The organism is Xanthomonas sp. DAR 34887, assembly GCF_041245805.1.
Lineage (GTDB): Bacteria > Pseudomonadota > Gammaproteobacteria > Xanthomonadales > Xanthomonadaceae > Xanthomonas_A > Xanthomonas_A tesorieronis.
Genome location: NZ_CP162490.1, coordinates 1,574,649 through 1,590,000, shown reverse-complemented (window position 1 = coordinate 1,590,000; position 15,352 = coordinate 1,574,649). Strand labels below are relative to the sequence as shown.

The following is a 15,352-nucleotide window of genomic DNA, read 5'->3' as shown; positions in this document are numbered from 1 at the left end:
CGCCGGTCCGACATCGCGTGCGCGAGCCGGGCGCGCGTGGCCGGACGGCGGCGCGGGCTACAGGCCCGCGCGCTGGTTGAATGCGCCGATCGTCTCGATCAACTGCCGCAGCGCCAGCGTCTCGGCCTCTTCCAGGTCCGGATGCCAGGTGTCCAGGATCATCACCACCCGCAGCTGCTCGCTGTGGTTCCAGGCCTGGTGCAGGCAGGTGTCGTTGAAGGTGACCAGCTGTCCGACCTGCCAATGGTGGGCGATGCCGGCGACCTCCAGCGCGCACTCCGGCGGCACGATCAGCGGCAGATGGGTGACCACACGCGAGTTGCTGACCCCGTAGTGCGGCTTGATCGTGGTGCCGGGCGCCAGGATCGAGAACAGCACCTCCGGCGCGTGCAGATCGATCCGGGTCAACGGCACATGCGCCAGCGCCGCCGCGGTGATCGGGCACCGCTGCAGGTTCTCGGCGTGCGCAACGCCGTGCCGGTAGAAGAAATAGGCATCCCAGGCGCCATCGCCGTGCTTGGCGCTGAGGTAGTCCTGCGGCGTGGCGCCGTTGCTGAAATCCAGGAACGGTTGCACCGCCTGGCGCGAGGCCAGCACCTGCCGCACTTCGTTGCTGATGCCTTCGGTGGCGGCCTGCAGCTGCGCGTACCAAGGGAACCGTGACGCGCTCAGGTACGGCGAGGGATCCAGATCGGGCACATACAGGAAGGTGGGATGCTGGCCGTCGTCGGCGGGACGCGGTTGCAGCCCCAGATAGATCCGCAGCGCCGCCGTCACCCGGCGCAATGCCGCTTCGCCGAAACGGTCGATCAGCGGCTGCACCGCTGCCGCGAACAAGGCATGCCGACCCTGGTCGATCCGCGCCATCGCCGCGATCACCCGCGGCCGCAGCTCCGGCGCGGTGCTGTGCTGATCGAGCCAGCGGCCCCTGGCCTGCGCGGCATGCACCGCAGCGAAGTACATCGGCAAGGCGTCGTCGCCGCGCCCCACTGCATCCAGGCTCTCGGCATAGCACAGCCGTACCAGGAACGCGTCCGCCGACAGCCGCAAGGCCTGTTCGAACGCCGGCAGCGCCTGCGCATGCTCGCCCAGGTGGGCCAGGCAGACGCCCAGCCGGCTGTACGCCTCCAGGCTCGGTTCGGCGGCGGCCACCAACGCCCAGGCCTGGGCCGCGCGTGCGATCTCGCCGCTCTCCATCAGCAACGTCGCGTGCATGCGCCGCAGCGTCACATCGTCCGCCGCGGTGGCCAGCACCTGTTCGCATAGCGCGTCGGCGCGCCGGTAGTCGCCCTGGGCGAGATGGCGGCGCACTTGCTCGTGCACGCCGGCGCGGGTGAGTTCCTGGAACATCAGCCGGGGATCAGGGTCACGATCACGTGTTCGACGTAGGCCTCGAACTCCTCGCGCGCCTGCTTGGGCTGGTGCAGTTGCAGCGACAACTGCAGGAAGCCGACGTAGGCGGCGTAGGCCAGCCGGGCGCGATGCTGGGCATCGGTGCGGCTGAGGCCGGCCTGGCGGAACGAGGCGATCAGGTATTCCATGCGCCGCTGCGAGACCCGGTCGATGACCGGGCGCACCGCCGGATGATCCAGCGCCTTCAGCAACTCGCTGTAGATGATGTGCGGCTTGACCTCGTGCGCGACCAGCTGGAACAGCGCGCGCAGCCGGGTGCGCGGATCCGGCACCTCTTCCAGGCTGCCGAACACCTGCTGTTGCTCGACCAGTTCCCAGCGCTCCAGCGCGGCCTGCAACAACGCATCGCGCGAGGGGAAGTGCCAGTAGAAGCTGCCCTTGGTCACGCCCAGGCGCCGTGCCAATGGTTCCACCGCCACCGCGTTGACGCCCTGTTCGGCGATCAGGTCCAGTGCGGCCTGCGCCCAGTCTTCGGCGCTGAGTCGGTTGTTGCGGCCACCGCTGGGAGCGGCGGCATCGTCGGTGGTAGACACGGAAGCGTTGTTCATCCGTCGATTTAACCATACGGGGAAGTCGGTTGCAGTATGTGCCCTCCATGAATCGCGCGCAAATGCCCGGCAGCATTGGCTTTTCGCTTCCATACTGCATCGTATTGACATCGTCGCCGGCTCATCCATACTAGCTCGTATGGTTTCCTCTCCTTCCAGCATGCCGACTGCCGTCTCCGCCCTGCTCGCCGGCGCGGACGACATGCGGTTGGCCGCGACCGTCACCGAGCCCGGCGCTGCCGGCAGCGTGCTGTTCGCGCACGGCTTCGGGCAGACCCGGCATGCCTGGATGGCCAGCGCCGCGGCGCTGCAGGCGCATGGCTACCGCAGCGTAGCCTACGACGCGCGCGGCCATGGCGACTCCACCCGCAACCCCGCCGCCCTGGCTTACCGCGGCGAGCAGTTCACCGACGACCTGATCGTGGTCGCCGGCGAAATGGCGCCGGCGCCGGTGCTGGTGGCCGCCTCGATGGGCGGGCTGTTCGGGCTGATGGCCGAGGCGCGCTGGCCGGGCCTGTTCCGCGCGATGGTGCTGGTCGACATCACCCCGCGTTGGCAGCCGGCCGGGGTCGAACGCATCCTCGCCTTCATGACCGCGCATCCGCACGGTTTCGCCACGCTGGACGATGCCGGCGATGCCATCGCCGCCTATCTGCCGCAGCGCGCGCGCAAATCGCCGGAGGCGCTGCGCAGCGTCCTGCGCCGGCACGCCGACGGCCGCTGGTACTGGCATTGGGATCCGCGCCTGGTCGAGGAGTTGGCGCGCGACAGCGAGCAGCACCAGGACGCGATCGCGCAGGCCGCGCGCCAGGTGCACTGCCCGGTGCTGCTGGTCAGCGGCGGACGCAGCGATCTGGTCACGCCGCAGACCATCGAAGAATTCCTGTCGCTGGTGCCGCATGCACAGCATGTGCACCTGCCCGAGGCCACGCATATGCTGGCCGGCGACGACAACGCCGCATTTACCGCCACTGTGTTGCATTATCTGGACGCACTGCCACCGGCTAGCGCCGGCGCATCGTCCGCCGTCACCGAGCATGTCCCCGGAGCAAGCCCATGAGCATCGTCGCACCCTTCCTCGTGTTGTTGCTGGCAGGCGCCTTCGCCGCCTATCACCGCATGCGGCTCGCCGTGTGGGCCGCGCTGAGCGCCACGCTGCTGGTCGCGTGCTGGCTGCTCGGCGCCAGCCATGTCGCGACCATCGTCGCCGCCGTCGTGCTGGCGGTGATCGCGGTTCCGCTGCTGCTGCCGTTCGTGCGCAAGCCGCTGCTCACCGCGCCGATGTTGAAAGTGTTCCGCAAGGTGCTGCCGCCGCTGTCGCAGACCGAACGCATCGCGCTTGAAACCGGCTCGGTCGGCTTCGAGGGCGAACTGTTCACCGGCGATCCGGACTGGCAGAAGCTGCTGAACTATCCCAAGCCGCAGCTGACCGCCGAAGAACAGGCCTTCCTCGACGGCCCGGTCGAAGAACTGTGCCGGATGACCAACGACTGGGAAATCACCCACGTCCACGCCGACCTGCCGCCGGAACTGTGGAGCTTCATCAAGAAGCACAAGTTCTTCGGCATGATCATTCCCAAGGAATACGGCGGCCTGGGTTTCTCCGCGCTGGCCCACCACAAGGTGATCCAGAAGATCGCTTCGGTGTCGAGCGTGGTCAGCTCCACCGTCGGCGTGCCCAACTCGCTGGGCCCGGGCGAACTGCTGCTGCACTACGGCTCCAAGGAGCAGAAGGACTATTACCTGCCGCGTCTGGCGGTGGGCCAGGAAGTGCCCTGCTTCGGCCTGACCGGCCCGTTCGCCGGCTCCGACGCGACCTCGATCCCCGACTACGGCATCGTCTGCAAGGGCGAGTGGAACGGCGCCAACGTGCTCGGCGTCAAGCTGACCTTCGACAAGCGCTACATCACCCTGGCGCCGGTGGCCACGCTGGTCGGCCTGGCGTTCCGCATGTACGACCCGGAAGGCCTGATCGGCGACACCAAGGACATCGGCATCACCCTGGCGCTGCTGCCGCGCGAAACCCCGGGCGTCGAGATCGGCCGCCGCCACTTCCCGCTGAACTCGCCGTTCCAGAACGGCCCGATCCACGGCCGCGAGGTGTTCATCCCGCTCAGCCAGCTGATCGGCGGCGTGGACATGGTCGGCAAGGGCTGGAACATGCTCAACGAGTGTCTGGCGGTGGGCCGCTCGATCACCCTGCCCTCCACCGCCAGCGGCGGCGCCAAGTACGGCGCGATCGTCACCGGTGCGTATGCGCGCATCCGCAAGCAGTTCGGCCTGTCGGTCGGCCGCTTCGAAGGCGTGGAAGAGGCGCTGGCGCGGATCGGCGGCAAGGCCTATGCGATCAGCGCGCTGTCGCAGGCCACCGCCGCGGCGGTGGACCGCGGCGACGTGCCGTCGGTGCCGTCGGCGATCGCCAAGTACCACTGCACCACGATGAGCCGCGAAGTCATCAGCGACGTGATGGACGTGGTCGGCGGCAAGGGCATCATCCTCGGCCCGCGCAACTTCGCCGGCCGCAGCTGGCAGGCCGCGCCGATCGCGATCACGGTCGAAGGCGCCAACATCATGACCCGCAGCCTGCTGATCTTCGGCCAGGGCGCGATCCTGTGCCATCCGTGGGTGATGAAGGAAATGAAGGCCGCCGGCAACCCGGACCACAAGGCCGGCGTCGACGAGTTCGACCGCAACCTGTTCGGCCATATCGGCTTCGGCATCTCCAATGCGGTGCGCTCGCTGTGGTTCGGCCTGACCGCCGCACGCATCGGCGCCGCGCCCGGCGACGCCTACACCCGTCGTTTCTTCCGCAAGCTCGACCGCTATTCGGCGAACCTGGCGCTGATGGCCGACGTGTCGATGCTGATGCTCGGCGGCAAGCTCAAGTTCAAGGAATCGCTGTCCGGCCGTCTGGGCGACGTGCTGAGCCACATCTACATGACCAGCGCGATGCTCAAGCGCTACCACGACGACGGCGCGCCGGCGACCGACCAGCCGCTGCTGGCCTGGGCGTTCCACGACAGCGTGCACAAGATCGAACTGGCGCTGTCGGCGGCGTTGCGCAACTTCCCGATCCGCCCTGTGGGCTGGCTGATGTGGGCGCTGATCTTCCCGTGGGGCCGCCGCGCCGAAGCCCCGGGCGACCGTCTGGGTCACCGCGTCGCCGCGCTGCTGATGACGCCGAACGAAGCCCGCGATCGCCTCGGCCAGGGCGTGTTCCTGACCCCGTGCGAGAACAATCCGGGCGGCCGCATCGCCAGCTACCTGACCAAGGCGGTGCTGGCCGAGCCGGTCGAGCGCAAGTTCCTGAAGGCGCTCAAGAGCAAGGGCATCGAGGCGCTGGACTTCGCCTCGCAGCTGGACGAGGCGGTGCGCGAAGGCGTGCTCTCGGCCGACGAGCGCCGTCAGCTGGAGGAACTGCGCGAGATCACCATGGACACGATCAGCGTGGACGACTTCGACACCGACGAACTGCGGTCGGCCAGCTACTACCACCGTGCCGCGGCCGGCGACGATCATTCGCGCGAAGCGGCCTGATCCGCAAGCGGCTTGAACCGGGCCGGCGACATCCGCGCCGGCGCTACGCTCACCACGACGGCGGACTTCGGTCCGCCGTCGTCATTTCAGGACATGCATCATGAGCCGATTGCTTTCGCTCTACCAACGCATGCAGCGCTGGCCGGCCGGGCAGTGGCTGTTCTCGCGCGCGGTGTGCTTCAAGGCGCCCTACTTCGCCAGCATTTCTCCGCGCATCACCGTCCTGCAGCCGGGCCGCTGCGAGGCGCGCATCGCGCATCGGCGGCGGGTCAGCAACCACATCGGCACCGTGCATGCGATCGCGCTCTGCAACCTGGCCGAATTGGCCGGCGGGGTCATGGTCGATGCCAGCCTGCCGCCGTCGATGCGCTGGATCCCGAAAGGCATGCGCGTCGAATACCGCAGCAAGGCCAGCGGCACGATGCAGGCGGTGGCGACGCCGGACGTGCCGATCGTGGCCGCCGACAGCGGCTACGAACTGCCGGTCAGCGTGGAGATCCGCGACGCGCGCGAGCAGGTGGTGTTCTTCGCCAGCATCGCCATGTGGGTGTCGCCGCGCGCGAAGGCGGCGAACGGCTGACGCCGCAGCGCGCTGCCGGCACGGCGCCGGCTCGTCAGTACGCCAGCAGCACCGCCGCGATCGCCAGCGCCGCCGGCGTCGCCTGCACGAACAGGATGCGGCGGCTGACGCTCCACGCGCCGTACAGGCCGGCCACGACCACGCAGCCCAGGAAGAACAGCATCACGTCCACCCGCTGCGCCGCCACACCCCAGCCCAGGCCGGCGGCGAGGAAGCCGTTGTACAGCCCCTGGTTGGCCGCCAGCACCTTGGTCAGCTGCGCCTTGTCCGGCGTGTTGCGGAACACCTTCATGCCCAGCGGCCGCGTCCACAGGAACATCTCCAGCACCAGGATGTAGACGTGCAGCAAGGCCACCAGGCTTACCAGGATCGAGGCCAGCAGGGTCATGCGCGCGTCCGTCGGCGAAAGAGGATGCACAGCATAGCCGTTGCCGCGGCGGCCGGCACCGCGTCCGCGTGGCCTGCGGCGCGCAGGCTCAGCGCGTCGGTGCCGTCTCCGCTGCTGCAGGCGCGGCGCTTTCGACAGCACGCGCCAGGCGCCAACCGATGACGCCGGAGAGCCCGGCTGCCAGCGCGGCCGCTGCGGCGAAACCGGGCACGCCCATGCCCAGCGCGCGCAGACCGTTCATCGCCGAGGCCACGGCCACGTCGCCGGCGCGCCACACCGCCGTGTCCACCGCGTTCTTGCCCTGGTAGCGCAGTTGCCGCGGCACGCGCGTGTACAGCGATTCGCGCGCCGGGCCGACCATGCCGTAGGTCAGCGAACGGGTAATGACCAGCGGCAGCACCACCCACGGCACGATCCACACCACCAGCGCATAGGGATCGGGCGCCACTGCGGTGGCCACCAGCGTGCCCACGCTGATTAGCGCCCACAGCGCGATCACCGCGCCGGCGCCCTTCTTCATCAGCAGCCAGCGGGTCACGCTGATCTGCACCACGACCTGCAGCACGTTGGTCAGCATGTCGATGCTGGCGGCGAACTCGGTGCGTTCGACCGCGTTGTGGAAGGTGGCGCCGGAGTAATCGGTCATCAGCAAATAGCCGACCGTGCCGATGCAGTCGCCCAGCAGCATCAGCAGCGCCATGCCGCGCATGAACGGATTGGCCAGGATCTGCTTGAGGCCGTCGAACATGCCACCGCCGACCGCCGCCTCGTGGCCGGCGTCGTGGCGGCGCGCGCCATGCACGCGCGCCCAGCGCCCGAGCAGGATCACGCATGCCAGCGCCACGCCGAGCAGCGCCGCGGACACCAGCAGCAGCGGCGCCACGCCGATCACGCCGACCAGGCCGCGGGTCAGCAGCGGCCCGGCCACCGCGCCGGCGGTGCCGCCCAGGCCGATCAGCGGGAACAGCCGCCGCGCCTGTTCGTTGCTCCAGATGTCGGCCATGAAGCTCCAGAACACCGACACCACGAACAGGTTGAACACGCTGACCCAAACGAAGAACACGATGCCCAGCATGCGCTGACTGAGCCCGCCGTAGCCGCTGAACAGCGGCACGAAGCCGAGCAGGCACAGCGCGAAGAACACGTAGACCGCCGGCACCACGATCCGCCGCGGCCAGCGCGCCGCCATCCATGCGAACAGCGGGGTCAGCAGCAGGGTGGCGACGAAGGTCGCCATGAAGAACCAGGGCAGCTGCGTCGAGCCCACCGCCGCCGACAGCTGTTCGCGCACCGGCCGGATCACGTAGTACGCCGCCAGCACGCAGAAGAAGTACACGAAGGACAGCAGCACCGCGCGCAGCTCGCCGGTCTGGACGCGCTTGTTTTCCGCTTGCATCGGCCCGCCGTTCGCCGTGTGGTTGCGCGCACGGTAGCCGATGCACTGCAACATCGCCAGCGCCGCCGGCCTGCGCAGCCCCGTGCCCATCGCGGCGTCCGCGTCCCGCGACGCGGCCGAGCATATGCTCTATCCCCGGCGACTAGCGTCGGCGCCACGAAACAGGGGGACCGCGGGTGTACGACTACATCATCATCGGCGCAGGCTCGGCAGGCTGCGTGCTGGCCAACCGGCTCAGCGAGGATCGCGATTGCAAGGTGCTGCTGATCGAGGCCGGGCCGCGCGACCGCAATCCCTTCATCCATATGCCGGCGGGCCTGGCGCGGCTGACCGGCAACCGCCGCATCAACTGGAACTACCTCACCGCGCCGGAGCCGGCCTTGAACGAGCGGCGCCTGTGGTGGCCGCGCGGCAAGGTGCTGGGCGGCTCCAGTTCGATCAACGCGATGTGCTACGTGCGCGGCGTGCCGGCCGACTACGACGACTGGGCCGCCGACGGCGCCGAGGGATGGGACTGGCGCGGCGTGCTGCCGTATTTCCGCCGCAGCGAACGCAACAGCCGCGGCGGCGATGCGCTGCACGGCAATGACGGGCCGCTGCACGTGTCCGATCTGCGCTACCACAACCCGCTGTCGGACGTGTTCATCGCGGCCGGAGAGCAGGCCGGTTTCGCCCACAACCTCGATTTCAATGGCCCGCAGCAACAGGGTGTGGGCCTGTACCAGGTCACCCAGAAGGACGGCGCGCGCTGCTCGGCGGCGGTCGCCTACCTGGCGCCGGCGCTTGCGCGCGCCAATCTGCAGGTGGTCACCGACGCGCTAGTGCTGCGACTGCTAGTGGAGGGCGAACGCGTGGTCGGCGTGGCCTATGCGCAACGCGGCGCCGAAGTGCAGGCGCGGGCTGCGCGCGAGGTGCTGCTCAGCGCCGGCGCGGTGAACTCGCCGCAGTTGCTGATGCTCTCGGGCATCGGCCCGGCCGACGAGCTGCAGCGCCATGGCCTTCCTGTGCGCCTGGATCAGCCGCAGATCGGCGCCAACCTGCAGGACCATCTCGACGTGTGCACGCTGTACCGCACCCGCCCTGGCATCAGCTACGACCGCCGCAACCAGCTGAAGATCGCCTTCGACTATTTCCTGCGCGGCCACCGCGGCGCCGGCAGCAGCAACATCGCCGAGGCCGGCGGCTTCATCCGCTCGCCGCTGGCGCCGGACGCGCGTGCCGACATCCAGCTGCATTTCGTGCCGGCGATGCTCGACGACCATGGCCGCAACCGGCTGCCCGGCGATGGCTTCACCCTGCACGCCTGCCACCTGCAGCCGCGCAGCCGCGGCCGCCTGTCGCTCAACGACGCCGATCCGCGCACACCGGCGCGGATCCAGGCGAACTACCTCAGCGATCCGGACGGTTTTGACCTGCGCATGCTGGTGGAATGCGCGCGCCTGGCGCGGCGCATCCTGCAGCAGCCGGCGTTCGATCCCTGGCGCGGCGCGCCGTTGCTGCCGGAACGCGACAACCTGGACGAGGCCGGCCTGATCGCCTACATCCGCGCCAAGGCCGAGACCATCTACCACCCGATCGGCACCTGCCGCATGGGCAGCGATGCGCAGGCGGTTGTCGATCCGCAGCTGCGCCTGCGCGGGCTGGAAGGCCTGCGCGTGGTCGATGCATCGGTGATGCCGCGCCTGGTCAGCGGCAACACCAACGGCCCGACAATGATGATCGCCGAGCGCGCCGCCGACCTGATCCGCGGCCGCAGCGTGCTGCGCGACGGCTGAGCCGCGGCCGCCCTACCCGCGCCTCACCGCGCGCGGCCCGCCAGCCACACGCCCAGCGCCGCCAGCGCGAAGCCGCACAGCTTCAGCGCGGTCAGGTGCTCGCCGAGCAGCACGTGGCCGAACACCGCGGTCACCGGCGGCATCAGGAAGAACAGGCTCGCCACCTGGGTGGCGGCGCCGCGCCGCAACAGCAGGAACAGCAACGCGAAGCCGCCGATCGAATTGACCAGCACCAGCCACGCCATCGCCGCGGCGAAACCGCCGTTGGCCTGGAAGCGAAAGCCTTCCCACGCCGCCAGCGGCAGCAGCACCAGCGTCGCCGCGGCGTTCTGCACCGCCAGCCCGACGCGCAGGTCGAGCTGCGCGGCATGCCGCTTCTGGTACAGGGTGCCGGCGGCGATGCCGAACAGGCCCACCAGCAAGGCCAGCCAGCCGCCCCACGGCGTCGCCCCGTCGATGCGGTCGGCGGCGACCGTGGCCACGCCGGCGAAGCCCAGCGCCATGCCCAGCCACTGCGTCGCGCGCAAGCGCTGACCACCCCACCACGGGCTGACCCAGGCCACCAGCAGCGGCATCGCCCCGATCACCAGCGCGGCCACGCCCGAGCCGGTGCCCAGCGCGAAGGCGGCGTAGACCCCGCCGAACTGCAAGGCCAGCATCAACACCCCGGCCACGGCGCTGCGCGCCAGCTCCTGCCGCGGCAGCGCCTTCAGGCGTGCGGGACCGGCGGCCAGCGCGAAGCACAGCGCGGTCAGGCCGAAGCGCCACAGCAGCGCGGTGAACGGCGCCGCATGCGCCACCACCTGCTTGCCGGCGATGTAGCCGGTGCACCAGACCAGCACGAAGGCCAAGCCCAGCCAGGTCGCGGCGGCAGGCGCCGTGCGGGCGGCAGGGATCGGGGCGAGGTCGGGAGCGGGCATGCGCCATGATCCCGCAGCAGTACCGCGCCGTCACGGCGCCCGCAACGATTCGGTCTGGTCAACCGCGGCCGCAGCGGCTTCGGCACATCGATTGCATGTCTTTCAGGCACCCGCCATAGCGTCGCGGCAGCCGCCGCGGACGCCACGTTGCCGGCCTTGTTGGCCCGGCAAAATCACCAGCAGGATCAAGGCGATGCCCATTCATCTTCTCCCGGTTTGTGCAATGGCGAAAAGCGGCGCTAGAATCGGTTTCGGCAGCACCTCACAGGCCACACGCGCGATGAAACAGAACAGCAGGCACCGGCTCCTTCGACCGGTGGCAACCGGGTTGCTCGGGGCATTGCTGCCCTTTGCGATGTCCTCCACCGCGCAGACGCCGGCTCCTTCGCAGCCGCTGCCGCCGCCGATCTACACCGAGGCCACGCGCTACACCTCGCCGACCCAGCCGCTGCCGTACCGCGCGTCGCTGCCGGACAGCAAGGTGCTGCCACTGGCCAGGGACTTCGATGTCGCCAGCCTGGAAGCGATGGCCGAGCAGCTCACCTACGGCGAGCGCGTGCCCGGCCTGGCGGTGGCGATCGTGCACAACGGCCAGGTGATCAGCGCGCGCGGCTACGGCGTCACCGACGTCAACCGCCCCGAGCCAGTCGATGCGCACACCGTGTTCCGCCTGGCCTCGCTGTCCAAGGCCTTCGCCGGCACCATGGCCGGCCTGCTGGTCAACGACGGCACGCTGCGTTGGGACAGCAAGGTCGTCGACTACGTGCCCGGCTTCCAGCTCAGCGATCCGGTCGCCACCCGCCAGTTGAACGTGGCCGACCTGCTCAGCCATCGCGTCGGCCTGACCTACAACGCCTACGACCGCGACGTCGAATCCAATACCGACTACTACACGCTCAGCCACAAGCTCGCCTACGCGCCGCTCAAGTGCGCGCCGGGCGAGTGCTACGCCTACCAGAACGTCGCCTTCAGCCTGATCGGCGACGTGGTGTTCGCCGCGTCCGGCAGCTTCTACGAGCAGTCGGTGGAGCGCCGCATCTTCAAGCCGCTGGGCATGAACGACGCCAGCATGGGCCTGGCCGGGATCCAGGCCAGCCCGCGCTGGGCACGCCCGCACGTGCGCAGCCGCAACGGCTGGGTGTCGCTGATGCCCAAGCCCACCTACTACCGGCTGGCCCCGGCCGCCGGCGTCAACGCCAGCATCAGCGACATGGCGCAGTGGTTGATTGCGCAGACCGGGCACCGTCCGGACGTGCTGCCGGCGCCGTTGCTGGCCACGCTGCACGCGCCGCTGATCCTCACGCCTGGCGAAATGCGCTCGGGCTGGCGCCGCGAGCGGGTCAACTCGGCCAGCTACGCGCTGGGCTGGCGCATCTTCGATTACTCCGGCCACCAGGTGGTGTTCCATGCCGGCGCGGTGCAGGGCTATCGCGGCCTGGTCGCGCTGGTGCCCGAACGCGACCTGGGCGTGGCGATCCTGTGGAACGGCGAGAGCGGCCTGCCTTCCGGCCTGCTGCCGACCATCCTCGACCGCGCGATCGGCCTGCCGACGCAGCGCTGGCTGGACGTGGACACCGACTTCGGCAGCGACAACATGATGGCCGAGCGCGCGGACCCGAAGGACAAGAAGGGCGCCTCCTCGTCCAAGTCGACCGCGTCGCCGCACTGACGCGGGCGGTCTCCCGATGAATGCGGCGGAAGGCGGCGCGAGCCGCCTTTCTGCTGTCTGCGCGCCGGCTTTAGCGGAGCCGCGGCCTGAGCGTGACGGGATCTGGCGCGGGCTGCGCTAGTCAGCAACTGCGCCTGCTTCGAGGTCGATGGGAACCAGGCGATCTGTCGCGGCTGAAGCCGCTCCTACAGGAAGAGCAGCGTGCGCGTCGACAGGCTGCTGATGCCAGCGACCGGAAAGTCGCTGGCGGCGTGGCCGTCGTCTGCGACTACGACAACCGGCTATCGGGTCAGCTGCGGGCACTCGCGCAGAAATCCATCAAGCCAACACAAAAGCCCCTCTCCCATCGGGAGAGGGGTTGGGGTAGGGTCCGGGCAAAGCCTCGCGACAACAGGTCGCTGAGACCGGGCGAGGCCCGCGACAAAAAGCGGCTGTGAGGACCCGGCCGAGCCTGATGGCAATGAGTGCGCATGACGATGCCTCCCCACCTCGCCCTACCAGGGTGGCTACGCATACCCCCTCATCCGGCGTTGCGAGCGGCGTGGCGACCACTCATCTACGGCAGCGAGGCACACACTTCGCGAACTCGCGCAGCATCGCCACCTGCACGCGCAGGAATCCGGCACAGATCGGGCACGCGCGCGTTGGCGGCGGAGCGCGGCGGCGGCAACACTGCCGGTCACGGCTCAGGGCTAGCCGCCGTGCAGGCAACACGTCGGCAGCAGAGGTGCGGCAGGTCGGTGCCATGGCGACGCCGGCAAGCAGCTCGCCACGGCGACGGCGAGCGGACGCCCATAAAAAAGCTCCCTCCCCGCTGGGCACCGGGGAGAGAGCTCTAGGTACGGCTATCGGGATGGATCAGATCAGATCAGCGGCGCGGGCGTTGCCGGCAGCGCGACCGGAGCGGTCTTCTTCTTGCGGGCAACCGGCTTCTTCTTCGCGACGGCCTTCTTGGCGACGGCCTTCTTCGCGGCCGGCTTCTTGGCAGCCGACTTCTTCACCGCCTTCTTGGCGGTCGCCTTCTTCGCGGTCTTCTTGGTGGCGGCCTTCTTGGCGGTGGCCTTCTTCGCGGTCTTCTTGGTGGCGGCCTTCTTGGTGGCGGCCTTCTTGGCGGTCGCCTTCTTCGCCGTCTTCTTTACCGCCTTCTTCGCGGTGGTCTTCTTGGCGGTGGCCTTCTTGATGGCCTTCTTCACCTTGGCGACCTTCTTGGCGACTTTCTTGGCGACCTTCTTGGCCGCCTTCTTTACCGAGACCTTCTTCGCTGCCGGCTTCTTGGCGGCAGTCTTCTTGACCGCTTTCTTAGCGGCCGGCTTCTTTTTCGCAGCTTTTTTCGTGGCCATGGGATGGCTCCTCGTCAGTGAACTATGGATTGAAAACGCCCAGTTAAAGCAAACCTGCGGCGATGGTGCGCCTGCAGGATCCGTCGGCGCGTAGTGCGGGCCGGGTCGGATACAGAAACACCCGTATCGAAGCTCGATACGGGTGCCGTGCCGGGGGAGACGTTGCGTTTCTCGGAGGGAAGCGACACCTGATCCACCATCGTCAGGTTCCTGGTGGAGGTCCAAGTTGTGCTTCGCGTTCTGATGTCGATCCGATTCACTCGCTTGCGCAGCAACGTCTGCTGGGCGAAACCTAATCACGCTTTTTTTTACTGTCAACAGTTCTGCGCAATTTTTTTTCAGGCGTCGCGCGGCGCGAGCGCACCGAGCATCGCGATCGGCAGCCCCCGGACCTCGACGACCGCCGCTGCGAAACCCGCAGCGAAACTTCGACGCAAACAAAAACAGCGGTAATTCCCGTGGTTTTTTGCAACACGCCGACGCGACCGGCAGTTTCGCGTGCTGCCGCGCGCGGCGCCGGCGGCATCCGGGCGCGCGTACGCGAGCCTGTCCGCAAGCTGAAAAAAACTTTTCGCGGCGTGCACCGTTCCGGCATCGCACAAGAGCAAATGCGCAAAACTGCGCAAACTTTTTCGCGCTGTTCGGCGCTTGCGAGCGCGCGTGCGCGGCGCCTCGCACTGCATCGCGGCGGCGGCGACGATGCCGTTGTAGCGTCCGCATGTCTGCGCATGCTCCTCACCGGCACATCACGCGCACGCGACCGGACGCGTCGCGCTCGCTGTTGCCGCCGCGTCCGCCGCGTCGCGCATGCCCGCCTCGACCGACTCGCCGCACTGCGCATGCGCGCGCCACGCCGAACCCACCCGACCGAACGAACGAATGCGACGCCGCTGGCCGCAACGCAGCCAGCGCCGCCGCGATCGGCAGATGCCTCGCCCACGACCGACTGCGATGCACATCACCGTCACTGCCAAAAAACCGGCGCGTGGTCGCCGCGTTCCGGTGTCGCTGCAGCGACGTCGCTTTCCTGCACACGGCGATCATCCGGTGCGCATCGCTGCGTGCGGTGCGACCGCATCCACCGCCTGGCGTGCCGCACCCTCGCCTGTGGCGCATCCGCTCGGTGCCACGCCGGCCACTCGGAAATGCCGAGCGCCGAGCCAGCGCGCCCGCTCGGCAAACCTCGCGGATCATCGAAACGCGCTCCGCCTCCTGTATTCCCGCTGCCGCTTTCTTTTGCGCCGCCCAAACGAAAACCGGCCGCACAAGGCGGCCGGTTCGGCTGTCGCGACGCGAGGCTCGGCTCAGTGGCCGTCTTCCTCGAGCAGCTCGGCGTAGTCGTCCGGCGTCAGCAAGTCGTTCAACTGCTCCGGATCTTCGATCTCCAGCACGAAGATCCAGCCTTCGCCGTACGCGTCCTCGTTGATCGTCTCCGGCTTGTCGCTGAGCGCGGAGTTGACCTCGACCACCTTGCCGCTGAGCGGGCTGTACACGTCCGATGCGGCCTTGACCGACTCGACCACGGCCACGCCATTGCCGGCGACGACGTCGTCGCCGACGTTGGGCAGTTCGACGTAGACCAGGTCGCCAAGCAGGCCCTGGGCGTGCTCGGAGATGCCGACGGTGACGCGACCGTTGCCTTCGACGCGCGCCCATTCATGGGACTTGAGGAATTTGAGGTCGCCAGGGATCTCGCTCATGGGGCTGCTCCGGAAAAAGACGGTGTCGGGAATGGATGGCTAGTGTAGCGAACCGGATGCTCCGCAACGACGTCGCGGGCGCATCG

13 protein-coding genes are annotated in these 15,352 nt (G+C 68.7%); 6 read left to right on the top strand and 7 right to left on the bottom strand.

Features of this window, described 5'->3' with window-relative positions; all coding sequences use genetic code 11:
* Window positions 1–57: 57 nt before the first annotated feature.
* Window positions 58–1,350 carry an aspartyl/asparaginyl beta-hydroxylase domain-containing protein gene (locus AB3X08_RS06720; RefSeq protein WP_369937091.1) on the bottom strand — a complete coding sequence of 431 codons (1,293 nt, stop codon included), beginning with the start codon at window positions 1,348–1,350 and terminating at the stop codon, window positions 58–60.
* Window positions 1,350–1,961: a TetR/AcrR family transcriptional regulator gene (locus AB3X08_RS06715; protein ID WP_184410732.1), complete on the bottom strand. Its 612-nt coding sequence runs from the start codon at window positions 1,959–1,961 to the stop codon at window positions 1,350–1,352. The genes AB3X08_RS06720 and AB3X08_RS06715 overlap by 1 nt, the downstream gene beginning before the upstream one ends.
* A gap of 139 nt (window positions 1,962–2,100) precedes the next feature.
* Here AB3X08_RS06715 and AB3X08_RS06710 point away from each other — a divergent pair, with 139 nt between their 5' ends.
* From AB3X08_RS06710 to AB3X08_RS06700, 3 genes are all read left to right on the top strand, one after another.
* Entirely contained in the window at window positions 2,101–3,021 is a 921-nt protein-coding gene (locus tag AB3X08_RS06710; RefSeq protein ID WP_369937089.1) for an alpha/beta fold hydrolase, read from the top strand.
* Window positions 3,018–5,498, top strand: coding sequence for an acyl-CoA dehydrogenase (locus AB3X08_RS06705; RefSeq protein ID WP_369937087.1), 2,481 nt, complete (start codon window positions 3,018–3,020; stop codon window positions 5,496–5,498). Before AB3X08_RS06710 ends, AB3X08_RS06705 begins: the two co-directional genes overlap by 4 nt.
* 97 nt (window positions 5,499–5,595) lie before the next feature.
* Window positions 5,596–6,078, top strand: coding sequence for a hotdog fold domain-containing protein (locus tag AB3X08_RS06700; RefSeq protein ID WP_369938460.1), 483 nt, complete (start codon window positions 5,596–5,598; stop codon window positions 6,076–6,078).
* A 34-nt stretch (window positions 6,079–6,112) separates the two neighbouring features.
* On the opposite strand, the gene AB3X08_RS06695 is transcribed toward AB3X08_RS06700, so the two are convergent.
* Together AB3X08_RS06695 and AB3X08_RS06690 are read right to left on the bottom strand one after the other, a co-directional pair.
* Window positions 6,113–6,466, bottom strand: a complete 354-nt coding sequence (locus AB3X08_RS06695; RefSeq protein WP_369937085.1) for a DUF1304 domain-containing protein — start codon at window positions 6,464–6,466, stop codon at window positions 6,113–6,115.
* Between the two features lie 88 nt (window positions 6,467–6,554).
* Window positions 6,555–7,952 (bottom strand): NTP/NDP exchange transporter, encoded by a 1,398-nt coding sequence (locus AB3X08_RS06690; RefSeq protein ID WP_369937083.1) that lies wholly within the window; start codon window positions 7,950–7,952, stop codon window positions 6,555–6,557.
* Window positions 7,953–8,038: 86 nt separating this feature from the next.
* On the opposite strand from AB3X08_RS06690, the gene AB3X08_RS06685 reads away from it, so the two are divergent.
* Window positions 8,039–9,637 (top strand): GMC family oxidoreductase, encoded by a 1,599-nt coding sequence (locus tag AB3X08_RS06685; RefSeq protein WP_369937082.1) that lies wholly within the window; start codon window positions 8,039–8,041, stop codon window positions 9,635–9,637.
* Window positions 9,638–9,660: 23 nt separating this feature from the next.
* On the opposite strand, the gene AB3X08_RS06680 is transcribed toward AB3X08_RS06685, so the two are convergent.
* A complete protein-coding gene (locus tag AB3X08_RS06680; RefSeq protein WP_369937081.1) occupies window positions 9,661–10,557 on the bottom strand; it encodes a DMT family transporter in 897 nt (298 codons plus the stop codon).
* A 280-nt stretch (window positions 10,558–10,837) separates the two neighbouring features.
* Here AB3X08_RS06680 and AB3X08_RS06675 point away from each other — a divergent pair, with 280 nt between their 5' ends.
* Window positions 10,838–12,226, top strand: coding sequence for a serine hydrolase domain-containing protein (locus tag AB3X08_RS06675; RefSeq protein WP_184410740.1), 1,389 nt, complete (start codon window positions 10,838–10,840; stop codon window positions 12,224–12,226).
* An 863-nt stretch (window positions 12,227–13,089) separates the two neighbouring features.
* On the opposite strand, the gene AB3X08_RS06670 is transcribed toward AB3X08_RS06675, so the two are convergent.
* The gene (locus AB3X08_RS06670; RefSeq protein ID WP_369937079.1) at window positions 13,090–13,419 is read right to left on the bottom strand and encodes a hypothetical protein; all 330 of its coding nucleotides are present in this window, start codon (window positions 13,417–13,419) and stop codon (window positions 13,090–13,092) included.
* On the opposite strand from AB3X08_RS06670, the gene AB3X08_RS06665 reads away from it, so the two are divergent.
* The gene (locus tag AB3X08_RS06665; RefSeq protein WP_369937077.1) at window positions 13,406–13,660 is read left to right on the top strand and encodes a hypothetical protein; all 255 of its coding nucleotides are present in this window, start codon (window positions 13,406–13,408) and stop codon (window positions 13,658–13,660) included. The two genes, AB3X08_RS06670 and AB3X08_RS06665, sit on opposite strands and share 14 nt — an antisense overlap.
* Window positions 13,661–14,870: 1,210 nt before the next feature.
* On the opposite strand, the gene gcvH is transcribed toward AB3X08_RS06665, so the two are convergent.
* Window positions 14,871–15,266: a glycine cleavage system protein GcvH gene (gene gcvH / locus AB3X08_RS06660; RefSeq protein WP_184410742.1), complete on the bottom strand. Its 396-nt coding sequence runs from the start codon at window positions 15,264–15,266 to the stop codon at window positions 14,871–14,873.
* Between the last annotated feature and the right edge of the window lie 86 nt (window positions 15,267–15,352).